Origin of the sequence: Crossiella sp. CA198 (genome assembly GCF_052078295.1) — a bacterium.
Lineage (GTDB): Bacteria > Actinomycetota > Actinomycetes > Mycobacteriales > Pseudonocardiaceae > Crossiella.
In genome coordinates this window covers 14,939-35,456 of the sequence record NZ_JBQJIM010000016.1, presented here as the reverse complement: position 1 = coordinate 35,456, position 20,518 = coordinate 14,939, and the positions used below count along the sequence as shown (strand labels likewise).

Annotated in this window: 17 protein-coding genes and 1 tRNA gene; 9 read left to right on the top strand and 9 right to left on the bottom strand. The window is 69.9% G+C overall.

Going from position 1 to position 20,518, the window contains the following annotated elements; translation table 11 throughout:
- The first annotated feature begins 10 nt into the window (after positions 1-10).
- Positions 11-169, top strand: a complete 159-nt coding sequence (locus tag ACTOWY_RS26070; RefSeq protein ID WP_185001035.1) for a hypothetical protein — start codon at positions 11-13, stop codon at positions 167-169.
- A gap of 32 nt (positions 170-201) precedes the next feature.
- On the top strand, positions 202-840 hold the full coding sequence (locus ACTOWY_RS26065; protein WP_441312297.1) for an aminodeoxychorismate/anthranilate synthase component II: 639 nt from the start codon (positions 202-204) through the stop codon (positions 838-840).
- Positions 841-908: 68 nt separating this feature from the next.
- On the opposite strand, the gene pknB is transcribed toward ACTOWY_RS26065, so the two are convergent.
- The 7 genes from pknB to ACTOWY_RS26030 all read right to left on the bottom strand — a co-directional run bounded on the left by pknB (position 909) and on the right by ACTOWY_RS26030 (position 10,319).
- Positions 909-2,864 (bottom strand): Stk1 family PASTA domain-containing Ser/Thr kinase, encoded by a 1,956-nt coding sequence (gene pknB, locus ACTOWY_RS26060; RefSeq protein ID WP_441312296.1) that lies wholly within the window; start codon positions 2,862-2,864, stop codon positions 909-911.
- Between the two features lie 66 nt (positions 2,865-2,930).
- Entirely contained in the window at positions 2,931-4,271 is a 1,341-nt protein-coding gene (locus tag ACTOWY_RS26055; protein WP_441312295.1) for a serine/threonine-protein kinase, read from the bottom strand.
- Between the two features lie 2 nt (positions 4,272-4,273).
- The gene (locus tag ACTOWY_RS26050; RefSeq protein ID WP_441312294.1) at positions 4,274-5,740 is read right to left on the bottom strand and encodes a peptidoglycan D,D-transpeptidase FtsI family protein; all 1,467 of its coding nucleotides are present in this window, start codon (positions 5,738-5,740) and stop codon (positions 4,274-4,276) included.
- Complete coding sequence (locus ACTOWY_RS26045) at positions 5,737-7,197, bottom strand: FtsW/RodA/SpoVE family cell cycle protein (protein ID WP_441312293.1); 1,461 nt, start codon at positions 7,195-7,197, stop codon at positions 5,737-5,739. The genes ACTOWY_RS26050 and ACTOWY_RS26045 overlap by 4 nt, the downstream gene beginning before the upstream one ends.
- Positions 7,197-8,594 (bottom strand): PP2C family protein-serine/threonine phosphatase, encoded by a 1,398-nt coding sequence (locus ACTOWY_RS26040; protein ID WP_441312292.1) that lies wholly within the window; start codon positions 8,592-8,594, stop codon positions 7,197-7,199. Before ACTOWY_RS26040 ends, ACTOWY_RS26045 begins: the two co-directional genes overlap by 1 nt.
- On the bottom strand, positions 8,591-9,052 hold the full coding sequence (locus ACTOWY_RS26035; RefSeq protein WP_185001042.1) for an FHA domain-containing protein FhaB/FipA: 462 nt from the start codon (positions 9,050-9,052) through the stop codon (positions 8,591-8,593). Before ACTOWY_RS26035 ends, ACTOWY_RS26040 begins: the two co-directional genes overlap by 4 nt.
- Before the next feature lie 37 nt (positions 9,053-9,089).
- On the bottom strand, positions 9,090-10,319 hold the full coding sequence (locus ACTOWY_RS26030) for a DUF3662 and FHA domain-containing protein (protein WP_441312291.1): 1,230 nt from the start codon (positions 10,317-10,319) through the stop codon (positions 9,090-9,092).
- 199 nt (positions 10,320-10,518) lie between these two features.
- On the opposite strand from ACTOWY_RS26030, the gene ACTOWY_RS26025 reads away from it, so the two are divergent.
- Both ACTOWY_RS26025 and ACTOWY_RS26020 read left to right on the top strand, forming a co-directional pair.
- Positions 10,519-10,601, top strand: a tRNA-Leu gene (locus ACTOWY_RS26025).
- Positions 10,602-11,124: 523 nt separating this feature from the next.
- Positions 11,125-11,748, top strand: coding sequence for a hypothetical protein (locus ACTOWY_RS26020; protein WP_441312290.1), 624 nt, complete (start codon positions 11,125-11,127; stop codon positions 11,746-11,748).
- Here the strand turns inward: ACTOWY_RS26020 and ACTOWY_RS26015 are convergent.
- Complete coding sequence (locus ACTOWY_RS26015; protein ID WP_441312289.1) at positions 11,741-13,069, bottom strand: D-arabinono-1,4-lactone oxidase; 1,329 nt, start codon at positions 13,067-13,069, stop codon at positions 11,741-11,743. The two genes, ACTOWY_RS26020 and ACTOWY_RS26015, sit on opposite strands and share 8 nt — an antisense overlap.
- A gap of 88 nt (positions 13,070-13,157) precedes the next feature.
- Here ACTOWY_RS26015 and ACTOWY_RS26010 point away from each other — a divergent pair, with 88 nt between their 5' ends.
- Positions 13,158-14,357, top strand: coding sequence for an amino acid deaminase/aldolase (locus ACTOWY_RS26010; RefSeq protein WP_441312288.1), 1,200 nt, complete (start codon positions 13,158-13,160; stop codon positions 14,355-14,357).
- Here ACTOWY_RS26010 and ACTOWY_RS26005 read toward each other — a convergent pair.
- Positions 14,354-14,968: a TetR family transcriptional regulator gene (locus ACTOWY_RS26005; protein WP_247765912.1), complete on the bottom strand. Its 615-nt coding sequence runs from the start codon at positions 14,966-14,968 to the stop codon at positions 14,354-14,356. The two genes, ACTOWY_RS26010 and ACTOWY_RS26005, sit on opposite strands and share 4 nt — an antisense overlap.
- Positions 14,969-15,097: 129 nt before the next feature.
- Between ACTOWY_RS26005 and ACTOWY_RS26000 the strand changes: the two genes are divergently transcribed.
- The 4 genes from ACTOWY_RS26000 (at position 15,098) to ACTOWY_RS25985 (ending at position 20,249) form a co-directional block, all read left to right on the top strand.
- A complete protein-coding gene (locus tag ACTOWY_RS26000) occupies positions 15,098-16,402 on the top strand; it encodes a GH1 family beta-glucosidase (protein ID WP_441312287.1) in 1,305 nt (434 codons plus the stop codon).
- Positions 16,399-17,616, top strand: coding sequence for an MFS transporter (locus tag ACTOWY_RS25995; RefSeq protein ID WP_441312286.1), 1,218 nt, complete (start codon positions 16,399-16,401; stop codon positions 17,614-17,616). Before ACTOWY_RS26000 ends, ACTOWY_RS25995 begins: the two co-directional genes overlap by 4 nt.
- Before the next feature lie 114 nt (positions 17,617-17,730).
- The gene (locus ACTOWY_RS25990) at positions 17,731-18,960 is read left to right on the top strand and encodes an MFS transporter (RefSeq protein WP_441312285.1); all 1,230 of its coding nucleotides are present in this window, start codon (positions 17,731-17,733) and stop codon (positions 18,958-18,960) included.
- A gap of 47 nt (positions 18,961-19,007) precedes the next feature.
- Positions 19,008-20,249, top strand: coding sequence for an MFS transporter (locus ACTOWY_RS25985; protein WP_441312284.1), 1,242 nt, complete (start codon positions 19,008-19,010; stop codon positions 20,247-20,249).
- Positions 20,250-20,518: the final 269 nt, after the last annotated feature.

Sequence of the window (20,518 nt, the reverse complement as noted above, 5' to 3'; positions counted from 1 at the left end):
GGTTGGCCTCGTGTACAGCTGGATCTGGCGGCACCTGCCTGGGCCGTTGCCGCTGCGACTGCTGCTGGCAGCGGTCCTGATCGTCGGCGTGGTCGCACTGCTGTTGTTCGTGGTGTTCCCGTGGATCGAACCGATGCTGCCGTTCAACCAGGTCACCACCGGGCAGTGAATCCCGTTCGACGCGCGCCGTAAGCTGGCCCGGTGCGGGTACTGGTGGTCGACAACTACGACAGCTTCGTCTACAACCTGGTCCAGTACCTGGCCCAGCTCGGAGCCGAATGCGTCGTGCGGCGCAACGACTCGGTGGAGCCGGCCGAGGTCGACCAGGCCGACGGCGTGCTGCTCAGTCCTGGACCGGGCACCCCGGAGCGGGCAGGCCGGACCATCGAGATCATCCGGCGCTGCGCCGAGCTGGCCAAGCCCGCGCTCGGCGTTTGCCTCGGCCACCAGGCCATGGGCGTCGCCTGGGGTGCGACCGTGGACCGGGCGCCGGAGCTGCTGCACGGCAAGACCAGCCAGGTGCACCACACCGGCACCGGTGTGCTCGCCGGGCTGCCCGACCCGTTCACCGCCACCCGCTACCACTCGCTGACCGTGCTGGAAGAGACCATCCCCGCCGAGTTCGAGGTGACGGGGCGGACCGAGTCCGGCGTGGTCATGGCCATGCGGCACCGCGAGCTGCCCATCCACGGCGTGCAGTTCCACCCCGAGTCGGTGCTCACCGACAGCGGCCACCGGATGCTGGCCAACTGGCTGGCCATCGCCGGGCACCCGGTGCCCGAACCCACCGTCGCCGCCCTGGAGCAGGGCATGCGCGAGGTGGCCGCCGCCGCTCGCTGACACCCCGCCGGAACACACAACGGCCCGGCCCCCACGAAGGGGTGCCGGGCCGTTGTCGTCGCTACTGGTCAGCCGCCGCCCCTGGGCGTGGTGCTGGTCGGCGAGCCGCCGCCGAGTTTGCCGACCTGGATCTGGATGGTCTGCGTCTTCGACACCGGGTCACCGGCGACCGGCTTGGAGTCCATGATCCGGCCGAACTCGCTGATGCTGCCGCTCACCTCGACCTTGCTGAAGCTGCCGGTCCAGCCGAACTCCTGCAGCTTCGACCGGGCCTCGCTCTCGGTCATGCCCTCGATGTTGGGCATGGTGAACTGGTCGTTCTTGGACAGGCTCAGCGTCACCGTGCCGCCCGGCCGCAGCGAGGTGCCGCCTGCCGGGGTCTGCGCGACCACCTCGCCCTGCGGCTTGTTGGAGCTGACCTCCTTGGTCTCCACCCGCAGACCGAGGCTCTCCAGGTTGTTGCGCGCGGCGGCGCTGGACTGGCCGATCACGTTCTGCACGGTGACCCGGTCCTGCGCCTTGCCGACGGTGATGCTGACCAGCGAGTCCTTCGGCGCCTTGCTGTTGGCCGACGGCGTCTGCGACTGCACCTTGCCGACCTGCTTGGAGTCATCGACCGCGGTCTCGGTGGGGTTCGCGCTGAGCTTGAGCCCGGCGGCGGTGAGCAGCGTCTCGGCCTCGGACGGGGTCTTGCCCTTGAGGTCGGGAACGGTCACCTCCTCCGGACCGCTGCCGATGTTCAGCGTGATCTCCGCGTCCTTCTTGACCGCGGAGCCCTCGGCCGGGTTGACCGAGACCACCCGGTTCAGCTCTTCCGGCTTGGAGACGACCTTCTGCAGATTCGGGGTCTTGGTGAACCCGGCGGCGGCGATGTCCTGCCGCGCCTGCACCTCGGTCTTGCCGAAGACCTTCGGGACCGTCGCGGTGTCACCGCCGCCGTTGGAGTTCCCGCTGAGCAGCGGGCCCAGCAGGAAGGCGAGCAGGATCAGCAGCGCCACACCGAGCGCGACCGCCACCGCGACGAAGATGGTCTTGCGCCGCTTCTCCCGGCGCTCCTCCTCATCGTCGTCACCGTCGGCCAGCGCCTCGGGCCGGTGCTTGCCCTGGATCACCTGGGTGGCGCCGCCACCGCCGACGATCGAGGTGCGCTCGTCCTCCGACATCACCATCGGCGCCAGCGGCCGCTGCCCGGAGAGCACCCGCACCAGGTCGCCGCGCATCTCGCCCGCGGACTGGTAGCGGTTGGCCGGGTTCTTGCTCATCGCCTTGAGCACGATGGCGTCCAGCACCGCGGGCACCTGCGGATTGACCTGCGAGGGCGACCTGGGGTCCTCACGCACGTGCTGGTAGGCCACGGCCACCGGGGAGTCACCGGTGAACGGCGGCTCGCCGGTCATCAACTCGAAGAGCACGCAGCCGGTGGCGTAGACGTCGCTGCGCGCGTCCACCGCCTCGCCGCGGGCCTGCTCAGGGGAGAGGTACTGCGCGGTTCCTATCACCGCCGCGGTCTGGGTGACCGCGGCCTGGCCGTCGTGCACGGCCCTGGCGATGCCGAAGTCCATCACCTTCACGGCGCCGGACTTGGTGATCATCACGTTGGCCGGCTTCACGTCCCGGTGCACGATGCCGTGCCGGTGGCTGAAGTCCAGTGCCGCGCAGACGTCGGCCATGACCTCCATGGCCCGGCGCGCGGGCAGCGGGCCCTCGGTCTTGACGATGTCGCGCAGGGTCTTGCCGTCGACGAACTCCATCACGATGTACGGCAGCGGGCCGTACTCGGTCTGCGTCTCGCCGGTGTCGTACACGGCGACGATCGCGGGATGGTTCAAGGAGGCGGCGTTCTGCGCTTCCCGGCGGAAGCGCAGCTGGAACTGCGGGTCGCGGGCGAGATCGGCGCGCAGCACCTTGACCGCCACGTCGCGACCCAGACGAACGTCCCGGCCCTTGTGGACCTCGGACATACCGCCATAGCCGAGCGTTTCGCCCAGCTCATAGCGGTTGGAGAGCAGTCGCGGAGTGCTCATCGGTGCCTTGTCCCGCTCCTCGTCGACGGTGGTCTATTCATGTCATGTAGCTGCTGCGGCCGCACGTCAACCGTCCTCGTGCGGGGTGCAGCGCAGGGTCACGTCCGACCCCGCGGACAGCTGGCCAACCGGAGTCACCTCGGTGACCACGCACCGTGCCGGATCGGCTGGCCGTTGGCCGTCCTTGGTCCACACCTCGCTGTGCAGACCGGATTTCGTGAGCCGGTCGGCCGCCTCCGAAGCCGCCCGTCCCACGTACTCAGCCGGATTCACCTGCACGGACCCCTGGCTGGCAGTGCGCATGAACTCACTGATGACCCATGCTGCCAAAACCAGTGCCGCCACCGCGAATACCGCTATCACCAGCCACAGGCCGGTCCGGCGGGTGCGCGCCGGGCCCGGGTGGCGGGCCATGCCGACCGGGGTGAACTGCCCCGTCCCGTGGCCGAGCACCGGGATCCCCGGCGCGGACATGGGGGTGATGGGTCCGCCCGGACCCAGCTGGGGCTGGCCGAGGGGAACCCCGACCGGCGCCTGCGGCATGGTCAGTCCGGAGGGCACCGGCAACGGGCGCCCGGCCCGCACCGCGGCCACCGCGACCGCGAACTCGCCGCCGCTGCGATACCGCTGTCGCGGGTCCTTGATCAGGGTCGCCTCGATCAGCGCCCGCGGACCCGGTGGCACGTCCGGCGGCAGCGGCGGGGCGAGATCCCTGATGTGCATCATGGCCACGGTGACCGAGTTGTCGGACAGGAACGGGCGATGCCCGGCCAGGCACTCGTAGCCGACCACGGCCAGCGAGTACACATCGCTGGCCGGCTCCGCCTCCGAACCCAGTGCCTGTTCCGGCGCGATGTAGTGCGCGGTGCCCATCACCATGCCGGAGCGGGTGACCGGCGCGGCGTGTGCGGCCTTGGCGATGCCGAAGTCGGTCAGCTTCACCTTGCCGTGCGGGGTGACCAGGATGTTGCCGGGTTTGACGTCGCGGTGCACCAGCCCGCGCTCGTGCGCGGCCTGCAACGCGTGCCCGGCCTGCTCCAGCACGTCCATGGTGCGCTCGGCGTTGAGCCTGCCCTGCCCGGCGATGATCGCGGCCAGCGGATCGCCCTCGACCAGTTCCATCACCAGGTAAGCGGTGTCCTGCGGGCCGTCGGGCACGGCGGCCGTCTCGCCGTAGTCGTGCACCGCGGCGATGTTCGGGTGGTTCAGCGAGGCGGTCATCCTGGCCTCGGTGCGGAAGCGGTGCAGGAACTCCGCGTCCCCGGTCAGCTCCGGCTTGAGCACCTTGATCGCGACCCGCCGGTCCAGCCTGGTGTCGGCGGCCTCCCACACCTCGCCCATGCCACCGACCGCGATCCGCCTGGCGAGGCGATAGCGGTCGGCGAGCAACTGGCCGGAGGTGAGCATGCTCAGCCACCTCCGAGGAAGGCGCCGATGACGCCGCGGCCGATCGGCGCGGCCACCGTGCCGCCGGTGGCGTCCTGCCCGCGGTCGCCACCGTTCTCCACGATCACCGCGACCGCGATCTTCGGGTCCTCGGCCGGGGCGAAGGCGGCGTACCAGGCGTGCGGGTTGTTCGCCTTCGGGTTGGCGCCGTGCTCGGCGGTGCCGGTCTTGGAGGCGATGGTGACGCCGGAGATCTTGCCGCCACCGGCGGTCCGCGACTCCGACTGGATCATCATCTCCTTGAGCGTGGCCGCGGTCGCCGAGGAGATCGCGGTGCCCGAGCGGACCGGGTCGTTCTCCTGCAGCACGGTGACATCGCGCAGGATCTGGCTGACCAGCTGCGGTTCCATCCGCACCCCGCCGTTGGCGATGGTGGCCGCCACCACCGCGTCCTGCAACGGGGTCAGCCGCACATCGCGCTGGCCGATGCCGCTCTGGCCGAGCGCGGCCTTGTCCGGGATGTCGCCGAGGGAGGAGCCGGCCACGCCGATCGGGATCTTCTGCCCCTGCTCGCCGATGCCGAACTTCTCCGCCTGCTGGCGCAGCTTGGTCTCGCCGAGCTGGATGGCCAGGTCCACGAACGCGGTGTTGCAGGAGCGGGCCAGCGCCTCGATCAGCGGCGCGGTCTCGCCGCCGCCGCAGCGGTTGCCGTTGAAGTTCTCCAGCTGGTTGTTGGTGCCAGGCAGGGTGATCGTGGGCGCCGCGGTCAGCGGGCTGTCCTTGGTGAACCCGTTCTCCAGCGCGGCCGCGGCGGTGACCATTTTGAAGGTCGAGCCGGGCGGGTAGGTCTCCCCAACGGCCCGGTTCATCGACGGCTTCTTCGGGTCCTTGGTCAGCTCGCCCCAGGCCTTCTGCTGCGCCTCGGTGTCGTGCGCGGAGAGCACGTTCGGGTCGAAGGACGGGGTGGAGACCATGGCCAGGATCCGGCCGGTCTTCGGGTCCATCGCCACCACGGCGCCGCTGAACTTCTTGTCCGACATCGCCTTGTAGGCGAACTGCTGGACCTTGGGCACGATCGTGGTCTGCACGCTGCCGCCACGCGGGTCCCGCCCGGTGATCAGGTCGGAGAGCCTGCGGCCGAACAGCAGCGGGTCGGAGCCGTTGAGCACCGAGTCCTGCGCCTTCTCCAGCCCGGTCGCGCCGTAGTTGGAGGAGTAGTAGCCGGTGATCGGCGCGTACACCGGTCCCTCGGTGTACTTGCGCAGGTACTTCAGCCGCCCGGTGGTGTTCTCCACGGTGGCCATCAGCTGACCGCCTGCCGCGCTGATCTGCCCGCGCTGCCGGGAATACTCCTCCAGCAGCACCCGGCTGTTGCGCGGGTCGTTGCGGTAGGTGTCGGCCTTGATCACCTGGATGTAGGTGCCGTTGGCCAGCAGCATCAGGACCATGACCATGACGGCGAGCGCCACCCGGCGCAGTGGTGCGTTCATGAGGGCCGCTCCACGAGCACGGTGTGCGCCTCCGCGATCGGCGCCTGCGGCACCACTGGTTTGGCCGCCACGGCCGGTCTGCGCGCGCCGTCGGATATCCGCAGCAACAGCGCGACCAAGGCGTAGTTGGCCACCAGCGACGATCCGCCGAGGGACAGGAAGGGGGCGGTCAGGCCGGTCAGCGGGATCAGCTTGGTGACGCCGCCGACCACGATGAAGACCTGCAGGCCGACCGCGAAGGACAGGCCACCGGCCAGCAGCTTGCCGAAGGTGTCGCGCACCGCCAGCGCACTGCGCATACCGCGCATCACCAGCAGTGTGTAGAGCATCAGCAGTGCGGCCAGGCCGACGAAGCCCAGCTCCTCACCGATCGCGGCGATGATGAAGTCGCTCTTGGCCAGCGGCACCAGCTCGGGCCGTCCGGCGCCAAGGCCGGTGCCGCCGATCCCGCCGGTGCCCAGCCCGAACAGCGCCTGGCCGAGCTGACGGCCCTTGTTGAAGAAGTCCGCGAACGGGTCCAGCCAGGTGGTCACCCGGACCTGGACGTGGTCGAAGATCTGGTAGGCGACCAGGCAGCCGCCAATGAAGAAGGTCATGCCCAGCACCAGCCAGGCGACCCGCTCGGTGGCCACGTAGAGCATCACCAGCACGATGCCGAAGAACAGCAGCGAGGTGCCGAGGTCCTTCTCCAGCACCAGCACGCCGAGCGAGGCGAACCAGGCGAACAGCATCGGCATCAGGTCGCGGGCGCGCGGCAGCTCCATCCCGAGCACCTTGCGGCCAGCCGCCATGAACAGGTCCCGCTTGGAGACCAGGAAGGCGGCGAAGAACACCATCAACAGGATCTTGGCGAACTCACCGGGCTGGATGGAGAACACACCAGGTATACGTAGCCAGATCTTCGCACCGTTGATTTCCGGGGCGATGACATTCGGCAGGATGCCCGGCAGCGCCAGCGCGACCAGTCCGGCCAGGCCCGCGGTGTAGCCGTACTTGGACAGCGTGCGGTGGTCCTTGACCAGCACCAGCACCGCGACGAAGAGCACCAGCGCGATCGTGGTCCACATGATCTGGCGGGGCACGTCCGCGCTGAACACCCGGCCGGTCAGCTCGGCTCGTTCGGCCTCGGCCAGGTCGATCCGGTGGATCATGACCAGGCCAAGCCCGTTGAGCAGCGCCACGCACGGCAGGATCAGCGGATCGGCGTAGGGCGCCCAGATCCGCACCGCGATGTGCGCCACCGCGAACAGGCCGAGGTAGGCCGCGCCGTAGTAGAGCAGGGCGTTGGTCAGCTCCTGCTCCTGGTTGATCTCCACCAGCATCAGCGCACCGGTGACCAGCACCGCGGCAAAGGCGAGCAGCATCAATTCGGTGCCGCGCCTGGTCGCAGGAGGTGGCGGCTGAGCTGGCGGCCCGCCGGGCAGTGGCCCGGTGGTCGTCGCGGCCGACTCAGCCATCAACGCACCGTCCGGCAGTCCACCCCGGGCTTGGGCGTCGGCGGGGGCAACGGCATGACGTCCGAACTCGTGGGGGCGTTCGGGTCCGTGGTCGGCGGCGCGCTGGTGCTGGTCGTCGGCTGACCGGTGCCGCCCGGCGTGCCAGTGGTCGGCGGGCATGGCGGCATCAGCTGGGCGGTGCGCAGCCTGCGGATCGCGTTGCGCGCGCCCTCCAGCCCGTCCAGCCCGGTGATCCCGTTGGCGATGATCTCCTTGCCGGAGGCGGTCAGGTCGGAGACCAGGATCGGCTCCGGGTCACAGCTCACCGAGTTCGGCGCGCAGGAACCCTCGACCTCACGCTGCAGCCTGATGCCCAGCACATTGCCCTGCACACCCTGGAAGATCGCCACCCGGCCGTCCTCGGACGCGCCGACGTAGTACTGCTGCAGCACCCAGTACCGGGTGAAGAACCCGGCCGCGCCGAAGAACACCAGCACCAGCAGCACGACCGCCAGGGTCCGCAGCCAGCGCCTGCCCTTGGGCGGGTCCGGCGGCGGGGTGGTCGGGTCCGGCCGTTGCTGCTGTTGTTGCTGCCAGCCTGGGTTGAGCGCGCCCGCGCGGGAGGCAGGCGAGTCCGGCGGTGGCGGATCGGCACTGCCGTCACCCGCGGCGCCGCCCACGATCGGGGCGTTCTCCCCGAAGTCGACGTCCACCACATCGGCGACGATCACCGTGACGTTGTCCGGGCCGCCGCCCTTGAGCGCCAGTTCGATCAGCCGGTCGGCGCAGGTCCTCGGGTCGGGGATGGCCAGGGCCTCGGCCAGCGTCTCCGCCGACACCACCCCGGAGAGCCCGTCCGAGCACAGCATGTACCGATCGCCGTTGCGGGCTTCCCTGATCGCCAGGCTCGGTTCCACCTCGTGCCCGGTCAGCGCCTTGAGCAGCAGCGACCGTTGCGGGTGGGTGAGCGCCTCGTCCGGAGTGATCCGGCCTTCGTCGATCAGGGACTGCACGAACGTGTCGTCGTGGGTGATCTGGGACAGGTTGCCGTCCCGGACCAGATAGGCGCGCGAGTCACCGATGTGCACCAGACCCAGTCTGTTGCCGGCGAAGAGCACCGCGGTCAGCGTGGTGCCCATCCCCTCCAGGTCAGGGTCGCTCGCGACGAGTTCGGCGATCGCCGAGTTCCCGCCGAGCATCGACCCGCGCAGATCACTGAGCAGGTCCTCCCCGGGTTCGTCGTCGTCGAGGGGGGCTAGTGCGGCGATGACCACCTTGCTGGCGACTTCACCGGCGGCATGGCCGCCCATGCCGTCGGCTAGCGCGAGCAGTCGTGGGCCGGCGTACACGGAGTCCTGGTTGTTGGCACGTACCAGGCCCCGGTCGCTGCGGGCCGCGTAACGAAGGACGAGGGTCATGAGCGCAGCTCGATCACCGTCTTACCGATGCGGATCGGAACGCCGAGCGGGACCCGGGTGGGTGCCGTGACCTTCGCCCGGTCTAGATAACTGCCGTTGGTGGAGCCTAGATCCTCCACGTACCAGTCCGTTCCTCGAAGAGAGAGTCTGGCGTGCCTCGTCGACGCGTAGTCGTCGTCGAGTACGAGAGTGGAGTCGTCGGCACGGCCGATGAGAATAGGGCGGCCGTCCAGCGCGATGCGAGTACCCGCCAGCGCGCCATGGGTCACCACGAGTTGCCGGGCGGCCTTGTTGCCCCGCAACTGCCGCCCACTGGTCCGTCGGGAACCGGGTAGGGCGACCCGCAGCCCGGAGGCCGCGTAGAGATCAGAGCGAACGACACGGAGCGCAGCCAGCACGAACAACCAGAGCAGGGCGAGAAACCCTGCTCTGGTCAGCTGCATCACAAGTTCTGGCACCTGCTGTGACCGCTCCCGCCTTGCGATGTCGTCCTGGTCAGCCCTGGGACCGGAACACCAACGTCGAGTGCCCGATCCTGATCGCGTCGCCGTCGGCGAGCTGCCAGGCCTGGGCCGGGTTGGAGTTGACCGTAGTGCCGTTGGTCGAGCCCAGGTCGGCCAGCATCGCGTTCTGACCGTCCCAGGTGATTTCCAGGTGCCGGCGGGAGACCCCGGTGTCCGGCAGGCGGAAATCGGCGTCCTGGCCACGGCCTATCACGTTGCTGCCCTGCTTGAGGCTATAGGTCCGGTTGGAGCCGTCGTCGAGCTGGAGGGTCGCCGTCAGTGTGCGCGGCCCCGTCTGCACGGCGGGCGGAGCGTATCCCTGCTGGTTCGGGTCGGCGTAGCCGCCCTGCTGGGCGTAGCCCTGCTGGCCATAACCCTGGTCGTAACCCTGCTGGGCGTAACCCTGCTGCTGGCCGTAACCCTGCTGGTCATAGCCGGGCTGCTGGGCGTAGCCCTGGTCGTAACCCTGCTGACCGTAGCCAGGCTGCTGCTGGCCATAGCCCTGCTGGTCGTAACCGGGCTGCTGGGCGTAGCCCTGGTCGTAACCCTGCTGACCGTAGCCAGGCTGCTGCGGCTGCTGGGCGTAGCCCTGCTGGTCATAGCCAGGCTGCTGCGGCTGCTGGGCGTAACCCTGGTCGTAGCCCTGCTGCCCGTACCCAGGCTGCTGCTGCTGGGCGTAGTTCGGGTCATAACCCTGCTGACCGTAGCCAGGCTGCTGCTGCTGGTCGTAGCCGTACTGCCCCTGCTGCTGCTGGGCGTAGCGGTCTCCCTCGGGGTACTGGCCGGGTGGCTGGCTCATGGGTCGGTCTCCTGCGGTGCGAGGTGGTGCCGGCCGTCGGCGCGGCGATGCGTCTGGGTCGACTGACGAGCTCGTGTGGAACTGTCCGGTGTGCAGCGTCTCAGAGCGCTCCAAGGAGACTACGACGTCACCGTATGTGTCCCACCCGTGCTCGGTCAGATGCTCTCCGACACAGTCGGCGAGCAGATCGGTGATCCGCTGCTCGTCGCCGGCTAGCCGGTCGTGGTCGGCTGGGCCGAGTGTCACGGTGTAGTGGTTGGGTGCGAGGAGGCGGCCGCCGGCAAGCTCCTTGACCTTGCGTTCGGCCTCTCGTTGCAGGGCCTGCGCCACCTCCTGGGGGACTACGTTGCCACCGAACACGCGCGCGAAAGTATTGCCGACAAGGCCTTCGAGCTTGCGCTCGAAGCGCTGCACGAGGCTCATGTCCCACCCTTCCGCTTCCGGTCCAGTCCAGTGAGCGCCGGGCACCGAACGTGGTCGTGCGGTGCAGCTGGTTCGGCTCCGTGTCCGGTCGCTCACCCCGATCGTATCCGGGTCTGGGGGCAAGGGAGGGGCCGAGTTGTAAGCCAGTCGCCTGACCGTGCTAGGCTTCCGCCGCACCCCAAAAGGGAGCCCCTGAAAGGGGCGAGTGGCGGAATGGCAGACGCGCACGGTTCAGGTCCGTGTGTCCGAAAGGACGTGAGGGTTCAACTCCCTCCTCGCCCACGTAAAAGAAGACCCCGGCGCGCTGCGCCGGGGTCTTCTTTTACATCTACACCGGGGGCCCGAGCCCCCGGACCCCCACGGTGCGGCTGGTGCTGAACCAGCGGGGTCGCCATTCGGACCACTCTTGTGGACCACCCGTTGCGACCACCCTTGCCGTGCGCCTTTGCCGTCGCCCTATGTGGCCAGCCATGTGGTGGCCTATTTGTCGGTGACTCTTGGCGAAATTTCTTCAGGGTTGGCTCTGGTCCTTCTTTGGGGGCGGTTGGCGGGCTTTGGGGCGCGGTGAGAGGTGAGCGTGTCGGTCTCACACGAACGGCCGCACTGCCGGGCTGAAGTGCTTGACCGTGCACCGACCGGTTACCGACTGACTTCGGCCGCCGGTCGCAACTGGGTATGGGCATTCCCTGCGGTAGGGCCCTGACCTGGTAAATCAGTTAAGGCGTCAGCGAACGAACCAGCTCCGGAACGCCAAGAACGCCACTGCGGGCAACCACGGTGGCGAAGCCGCAGGGAGGCGAAGATCGTGAGCCGCACCACGGGCCAGCCGACAGTCCAGGGTGGACTGCCTGTCATTCCGGCCCGATCAATCGCCCCGGTCGAGTTACCCGCTCCGCCGGAACACCTGGCCGCCCGGGCCGCCGAACTGCTGGGCTGGGGCGGGGTCATGCTGCCGCCGATGACCCTGCTCGGCCGCCGGGTGGTCATGGTCGCCGAGCTGATCACCGACGCGCACGCCGAACGGCTCGCGCTGGGGTGTCCGCCGGTCACCGACCGGACCACCGTCTCCACCTGGGTCTGGCCCGAACTGGCGGGCATGGTGCCTGCGCCCGCGGTCCGCCTGGTCGGCGCGATCGCGTTGTCCCGGCACTGGCGCACCGCGCTGACCTCGGTCGTTCCCTTTTCCCGGTTCACCAACACGGCGGTCGTGGTGCCGTCGGCGGTGGCCGAGGGCGATGACTTCCTGGCGAACTGCCTGATGCGTGCCGGTCACTACGGTGTGTCGGTGGCCACAGCCCAGGAGCAGGGATCGGTCGAGCTGACCCTGCGCGGCCGTCCGCCGCAGGACTTCCCGATCGAGCAGGAGGTCACCGTGCGGTGGCTGCGTGAGGTGGTCTACGACCGGATCCTGGCCACCACGGTCAGTTAGTAGTGCCGAGCACCCGGTCCAGGTACCGGTTGCGGAAGCGGCCGTGCGGGTCAAGGGCAGCGCGCACGGCCTGGAAGTCGGCGAAACGCGGATAACGGCCGCGGAGTGAGGCCTCCGTCTGGCTGTGCATCTTTCCCCAGTGCGGACGGCCACCCGCCGCATAGGCGATCTGCTCGAACGTGTCGAACCAGTGCCGGTAGGGCATGCCGAGGAACTGGTGGATGGCCAGGTACGCGGTCGGCCTGCCGGTCGCGGTGGACAACCAGATGTCATCGGCGGCGGCCACCCGGACCTCGACCGGGATGTTCACCGGGTGCTCCAGGCGCTCGGAGGCGGCGCGGAGTTCGGTGAGCACCTCGCGCAGGTGCTCCCGGGGGATCGCGTACTCGGTCTCGGTGAAGCGGACCCGGCGCGGCGTGGTGAACACCCGGTGCGAGGCGTCGCTGTAGCTGCGCTCGCCCAGCACCTTGGCGCACAGCCGGTTCAGCGGGCGGACCAGGCTCGGGATCGCCCGGCCGGTGTGGCAGACCGCGGCCAGCGCGGCGTTCTCCAGCACCTCGTACTCGAAGAACCGGCGCACTGGGTGCAGCGGTTCCCGTGGCGCGTCCACCGGCAGGCGGTTGTTCCGCTTCACCATGACCCGGTCGGTGTGCACGAACCAGTGGAACTCGGCGTGGTCGTTGGCCGCGGTCAGCTCGTCGAAGCACTCGATCGTCTCGTCCAGGCCAGCCGGGTACTCCGCGGCCTGCAGCGCGAACGCCGGTTCGCACTGCAGGGTCACCGTGGTTAGCACGCCCAGCGCGCCGAGGCCGACCTTGGCCGCGTTGAACTCGGCCGGGTTCTCCGCCGCCGAGCAACGCAGCAGCGAACCGTCGGCCAGCACCAGTTCCAGTGCCGTGACCTGGGTGGCCAGTCCGCCGAAGGTCGCGCCGGTGCCGTGGGTGCCGGTGGAGATGGCGCCTGCCACGGTCTGCCGGTCGATGTCGCCCAGGTTGGTCATGGCCAGGCCGAGCTGGTCCAGCTCGTGGTTGAGCTGGTGCAGCGGGGTGCCGGCGCGCACGGTGACCAGGCCGGTCTGGTGATCGGCCGCGATCACGCCGCGCCAGTCGGACAGGTCCAGGGCCAGGCCACCTTCGGGTGAACCGACCGCACTGAACGAGTGGCCGCTGCCCAGGGGGCGCACCGTGAGGTCGTCCCGGGCCGCGGCCTTCACCGCGGCGGCGATTTCCTCCACATCCCGGGGGCGGGCGGTGCGGGCCGGCCGCGCGGTGGCGGTCCGGGCCCAGTTGGTCCACGAGCCAGTGTCACTCTGTCGCGGCAAGGCTACCCTCCGCAATCCTCGGGGCGGATGTTGGTGAACGTACGTGAAGAGGTTTCACCTTTCAAGGTTTTCGGCTTACCGTTGCAGTGTGCTCGCCACGCAGACCAGGTCCCGCTTCGACGCCGCGACCGCGCATCTCGACCCGCCACTGGCCGCGGTCGACCTCGCGGCGTTCCACAGCAATGCCGCCGAGCTGGTCCGCCGTGCGCACGGCAGGCCGATCCGGCTGGCCAGCAAGTCGGTGCGGGTGCGTGAGCTGCTCAGGCTCGCGCTCGCCGCTCCGGGCTTCGCCGGTCTCATGTGTTACTCCCTCAACGAGGCGCTGTGGCTGCACGGCGCTGGGGTGAGTGACGATCTGCTCATCGGTTACCCGACCGTCGACCGCGCCGCGCTGCAGAAGCTGGCCGCCGACGACGGGGCACGGGCCGCGATCACGCTGATGATCGACGATCCCGCGCACCTGGACCTGATCACCGAGGTGCTCGGGCCCGGCCATCCGGAGATCCGGGTCTGCCTGGAACTGGACGCCTCCTGGCGACCGCTCGCCGGCGCGGTGCACGTCGGGGTCCGGCGCTCGCCGGTGCACACCCCGGCGCAGGCCCGCTCACTGGCGGTGGAGGTCGTGCGCAGGCCGGGGTTCGCGCTGGTCGGGATCATGTCCTACGAGGCCCAGGTGGCCGGACTCGGGAACAAGCCGATCGGCAGGCCGGTGCGCGGGCTCGCGGTGCGCTGGATGCAGAAGCGGTCGCTGACCGAGCTGGCCGAGCGGCGCGCGCTGGCGGTGGCCGCGGTGCGTTCGGTGGCCGAGCTGGAGTTCGTCAACGGCGGTGGCACCGGCAGCCTGGAGCGGACCGCGGCCGAGGACGCGGTCACCGAGCTGACCGCGGGTTCCGGTCTGCTCGCGCCCACCCTGTTCGACAACTACGAGCACCTGCACCTGCGGCCGGCCGCGTTGTTCGCGCTGCCGGTGGTGCGCAGGCCGACCAGGGACACCGCCACCGTCTTCGCCGGGGGCTACCTCGCCTCCGGACCGGTGGGGCCGGACCGGGTGCCGGTGCCCTATCTGCCCAGGGGCCTCAAGCTCAACGCGATGGAGGGTGCGGGCGAGGTGCAGACCCCGTTGGTCGGCAAGGCCGCCGACGGGCTGGCCATCGGCGACCGGGTCTGGTTCCGGCACGCCAAGGCCGGCGAGCTGGCCGAGCGCTTCACCGAGTTCCACCTGATCGACGGCGACCAGGTCAGCCTGAGCGCGCCCACCTACCGCGGCGAGGGCCGGGCTTTCGGTTAGCGGATCCGGCTGCCCAGGTAGTCCCGGACCAGGGCCTTGGCCTCGGCGACCACCCTCGGGTCGCCGTCGGGGTCGTGCCGGAAAGCCAGGTGCAGCACCGCGTCCGCGGCTTCGATGGCCACCGCCATGGGCAGCTGGACCTCACTGAGCGGCAGCCCGAACCGCTCGGTGATCAGCTGTGCCAGCCGGTCGGCGATCACCGTGTTGTTGTCCTTGCCGTCATCGAGCAGCCGCACGTCCACCGCGTCGCCGAAGTGCACCTTGCGGAAGCCGGGCACCTCGCGGTGCATGGCGATGTAGACGTCGAAGGCCCGGTCGACCACATCCCACCAGTGCGCCAGCTCGACCTCGGCCAGGCGTTCGAGCACCTTGCTGAGGAAGCGGTCCAGGTTGCGCATGGTCAGCGCCTGCACCACGGCCCGCTTGTCCGGGAAGAACTGGTAGAGCGAGCCGACCGCGACACCCGCGCGTTCGGCGATCAGGGTGGTGGTGACCCCGTCGTAGCCCAGTTCGGCGACCAGTTCGGCGCAGGCGTCCAGCATCCGTTCGACCCGCTGCGCGCTGCGCTGCTGGACCGGGCGGCGCCGGAGCGGGGTGAGATCTGCTGACACGGGCGGCTCCCTGGGGCATTCGGCGGCGGACAGGCGTCCATTCTGGCGTGATCGACTGTGCTGCTCTTTCGTGTGAACCGCGACACGCCTAAGATGCGAATCGGATTCACATTAGCCTGAGGAGGTTCGGTGACCTTTCCCGATGGCTTCGTGTGGGGGGTTGCCACCTCCGCGTACCAGATCGAGGGTGCCGTAACCGCGGGCGGCCGTGGGCCCTCCACCTGGGACACCTTCAGTGCGACGGCAGGGAAGACCCGGTCGGGTGAGACCGGGGAGGTGGCCTGCGACCACTACCACCGCTACCCGGAGGACATCGCGCTCATGCGCGAGCTGGGCCTGGACAGCTACCGGTTCTCCTTCGCCTGGCCGCGGATCCAGCCGGACGGGCGCACGCTCAGCCGGGAGGGCCTCGGCTTCTACGACCGGCTGATCGACACCCTGTGCGATCACGGCCTCGCGCCGATGGCCACGCTCTACCACTGGGACACCCCGCAGGTGCTCGAGGACGAGGGCGGCTGGCTCAACCGGGACATCGCCGCCCGCTTCGCCGACTACGCCGCGGTGCTGGCCGAGGCCTTCGCCGACCGGGTCGCGATGTGGGTGCCGCTCAACGAGCCCGCGATGATCACTCTGCTGGGCTACGGCATGGGCCAGCACGCGCCCGGCCAGACCCTGCTCTTCGACGCGCTGCCCACCGCGCACCACCAGCTGCTCGCGCACGGGCTCGCGGTGCGGGCGCTGCGGGCGGGCGGGGCCAACTCGATCGGCACCGCGAACAACCACACCCCGGTCTGGGCCGCGGACGACCGCCCGGAGACGCTGGCCGCGGCCGCCGCCTACGACGCCCTGCACAACGGCCTGTTCGCCGACCCGATCCTGCTCGGCACCATGCCGGAACACCTGCCCGGCCTGGAGATCCCGGCCGAGGACCTGCGGATCATCAGTGAGCCGCTCGACTTCTACGGGGTCAACTACTACAACCCCACCCGGATCGGCACCCCCTCCGAGGGCAACCCGCTGCCCTTCGACCTGGGCGACATCCCCGAGCACCCGGCCACCCTGATGGGCTCGCCGATCGTGCCGGACGGGCTGCGCGAGCTGCTTGTCCAACTGCGGACTCGGTTCGGCGCGGCCTTGCCGCCGGTCTACATCACCGAGAACGGCGCGAGCTTCGCCGAGGACCTGGTCGACGGGCAGGTGCACGACCAGCCGCGGATCGACTTCCTGACCGGGCACCTGGCCGCGCTGTCCCAGGCCATCGAGGCCGGGGTGGACGTGCGCGGTTATTACGTGTGGAGCCTGCTGGACAACTTCGAGTGGGCCGAGGGCTACGGCCAGCCGTTCGGGCTGGTGCACGTGGACTTCGCCACCCAGCAGCGCACCCGCAAGGACTCCTTCCACTGGCTGCGGGAGCAGCTCGGGAAGCGGGGATGACCACGCTCGCGCCCCGGCGGCGGGTCGGCGGCGGCTGGATCGGCCTGCTCACCCTGGCCAACGTCGGGGTGTGGGCGGCCTTCTTCGGCCCGCTCAACCTACTGCTCGGCCAGCAGGCCGCGCTGTTTTCGCCTGACCACAAGGAAACCGTGCTCGCGCTGGTCACCGGCCTGGGCGCGGCGGTGTCGGTGGTGGCCAACCCACTGGCCGGGGCACTGTCCGACCGCACCAGGGGGCGGTTCGGGCGACGGCACCCGTGGACCGTGGGCGGCGCGCTGGCAGGCGCCGCCGCGCTCGTCCTGCTCGCCGGCGCGAACAGCGTGCTGACCATGGCGATCGGCTGGTGCCTGGTGCAGGCCGCGGTGAACGTGGCGCTGGCCGCGCTGACCGCCGAGGTGCCCGACCACGTGCCGGTGGACCAGCGCGGCGTGGTCGGCGGCTGGGTCGGCCTGGCCCAGATGCTGGGCGTGCTCGGCGGCACCGCGCTGGCCACCGCGATCGGCGGGATCCAGTGGGGTTACCTCGGATGTGCGACGTTGCTCGTCGCCGCGGTGCTGCCGTTCGTCGTGCGCAGCCGGGATCCCGGCGTGGCGCCGGAACGCAGAGTTCGGCCGGGCCGAACCCTGGCCGGGTTCTGGGTCTCGCCGCGGGCGCACCCGGACTTCGCCTGGGCCTGGCTGACCCGGTTCCTGCTCAACCTCGGCAACGCCTTCGGCACCCTCTACCTGCTGTTCTTCCTCACCGACGCGGTCCGGCACCCCGATCCGAGCACCGGCGTGCTGATCCTGACCTCGATCTACGGGGTGAGCATGGTGGCCACCACGGTGCTGGCAGGCCGGTGGTCGGACCGGGTGGGGCGACGAAAGGTCTTCGTCACCGCGGCCTCGGTGGTGATGGCCGCCGCGCTGGCGGTGCTGGTGCTCTGGCCGGTGTGGCCCGCGGTGCTGGTCGGCACCGTGGTGCTTGGCCTGGGCTTCGGTGTCTACACCTCGGTGGACTTCGCCCTGCTCACCGAGGTGCTGCCGGCCGCGGAGGACCGGGCCAAGGACCTCGGCATGATCAACATCGCCTCGGCGCTGCCGCAGGTGCTGGCCCCGGCGGTGGCCGCGCCCGTGCTGGCCTACCTGGGTGGCTACCCCGCCCTGTACGGGCTGGCGGCCCTGGTGACCCTGGTCGGCGGACTACTGGTGAGCCGGATCCGCGGCGTGGCGTGACAACCAGGTAACCATTCTGCCCATCGCACTACAGATTCGTTGTTCTGCCTGTTCACGAGCCTGGTGGGCTCTTACTGTGCCCCGGTCAGCGCAGCTAGTACCGGGGGGCCACCCATGACGATCACCGCACCGGAACGATTGCTGGAACCCGATCGCCGGGTCGGTCCGGCCTGGATCGGCTCGCTCACCGCGGCCACGCTCGGCATGTGGATCGTCTACTTCGGACCGACCGTGCTGTTGCTGCCGATCCAGGCCGCGCACGCCGCGCCGGAGGACAAGGAGAACACCCTCGGGCTGATCACCGGGGTGGGCGCGCTGGTGCTGATGGTCGCGCACATCCTCTTCGGCTTAGCCTCCGACCGCACCACCTCCAGGTTCGGCCCGCGCAAGCCGTGGATCATCGGCGGCGTTGCCGTGTCCACGGTCAGCATGCTGTTGCTCAGCCAGCAGGACACGGTCACCGGCCTGCTGGTGGGCTGGTGCCTGGTGCAGCTCGGCTCGGCCGCGATCTTCTGCGGACTGCTCGCCGCCATGCCCGACCACGTGCCCAGCAGCCAGCGCGGCCTGATCAGCGGACTGGTCGGGCTGGCCCAGGCCGGCGGTTCGCTGGTCGGCAGCCTGGTCATCTCGATCACCACCGACCCGCTCACCGGCTACGGGCTCTGCGCGGTGCTGCAGATCCTGGCCGTGCTGCCGTTCCTGCTGCTCAACCGGGATCCGGTGCTGCCGCCGGGACGCCGTCCGGTGCTGCGGTCGCTGTGGATCTCCCCGCGCAGGCACCAGGATTTCATGTGGGCCATCGCCAGCCAGTTCCTGATCACCATCAGCTTCGTGCTGGCCAGCCTCTACACGCTGTACTACCTCGCCGACGTGATCAAGTACGAGGACCCGGTGGCAGGCACCGCGACGGTCTCGGTCATCACCACGATCGGCACCCTGTGCTCGGCCGCGTTCTTCGGCCACCTCTCCGACCGGCTCGGCAAGCGCAAGATCTTCGCGGTGCTGGCCGGAGTGATCATGGCGGTGTCCTCGGCGATGCTGGTGGTCAACCCGACCTGGGAGCTGTTCCTGCTCAGCTCGGTGCTGCTGGGCGCGGGCCTCGGCATGGCCAACTCGGTGGACCTGGCCATCGCCAGCGAGGTGCTGCCCAGCGCGGACGACCGGGCCAAGGACCTGGGCGTGAACAACATCAGCAAGTCGTTGCCCCAGTTCATCGCGCCGGTGATGGCCGCGCCGCTGCTCACCGGCGTGGACGGCTCCGGCTACTCGATGATCTTCCTGATGGCCGCGGTGTGCGCGCTGCTCGGCGGCCTGCTCACTCTCAAGATTCGAACTGTCAGGTAGCGGAAGATGGCTGTCCGTGCCGAGGCGGGCTCGTTAGCGTCGCCGGCATGACGATGACGGTGCCGGACGCGTTGGCCGAACCGGTCGAGCGGGTGCGCGGCGGCTGGATCGCCGCGCTCACCCTGGCCGTGCTCGGGGTGTGGGCGGTTCACTTCGGGCCGGTGCAGGTGCTGCTGCTGGTGCAGGCCCAGGAGTTCGCGCCCGCGGACAAGCAGGCGTTGTTCGGGCTGACCGCGGCGGTCGGCGGGGTGGTCAGCATGGTCACCACCATCCTGGTCGGCTTCGCCTCCGACCGGACCGGTTCCCGGTTCGGCAGGCGGCGGCCGTGGGTGGTGGCCGGGGCCGGGCTCGGCGCGCTCAGCCTGGCGCTGCTCGGCCTGGCCGAGGGCCCCGGACTGATGATCGTGGCCTGGTGCGGGGTGCAGATCGCCTTCGGCGGCATGCTCGCCGCGCTGCTGGCCTCGATCTCCGACCGGGTGCCGGTGTCTCAGCGCGGACTGGTCGGCGGCTGGGTCGGCTTCGGTCAGACCGTCGGCGCCCTGGTCGGCGTGCTGCTGGTGAACGTGGTCAAACCGGCCACGCCAGGCTACTTCGCGCTGGCCGGTCTGCTGCTGGTCTGCGCGATCCCGTTCGCGCTGCGCACCACCGAGGCGGTGCTCCGCCCTGAGCAGCGGCCGGCCGGCGGGCTCGGGCAGATGCTGCGCGGGTTCTACGTCTCGCCGCGGCGGCACCCGGACTTCGCCTGGGCGATGCTCAACCGGCTGCTGATGAACCTCGGCTTCGTGCTGGCCACCCTCTACACGCTCTACATCCTGCAGGACGCGATCCGCAGGCCGGACTCGCACGCGGACCTGTTGCTGCTCAACGTGCTGAACGCGGTGATCATGGTGCCGGCCGCGGTGTACTTCGGCGGTCTGTCCGACCGCAGGGGCGGGCGGCGCAGGTTCATCTTCTGGGCCGGGCTGGCGGTCGCGGTGTCCTCGATCGTCCTGGTCCCGCTGCTGAACTGGCCGATGATGCTGGTCAGCTCGGTGATCCTGGCCGCGTCCTTCGGCGCCTACCTCGCGGTGTCCACCGCCCTGGTCACCGAGGTGCTGCCGGCCGCGCAGGACCGGGCCAAGGACCTCGGCATCGTCAACCTCACCCACGGCCTGCCGCAGGTGCTGGCCCCGCTGCTGGCCACGCCGATCATCACCGGGTTCGGCGGCTACCCCGCGTTGTTCGTGGTTTCCGCCGCGCTGACGTTGATCGGTTCATTCCTGATCTTCAAAATTCGCGCGGTGGCCTGACAACTTTCACTCAAAAGAGCGAAAGTCCGGAAATTCGAAACCCCTCGGATGGTCTGCGCGGGAGGGGCAGACCACCCGAGGGGTGGCTTGGGAATCCGCGGACCGGTGCCGGTCGGGGGGAGGGGAGTGCTACAGCACCGGCCCGCGGAAGTCTTTGTTTAGTTTTCAATTTGGAGCTGGCACGGCGGTCCGGCCCGGAGCGGTCGGGGGTTCGCCCGGCCCGGACCACCGGCCACATGACGGCTGCCGCGGCTGACCCGGTTCGGGGA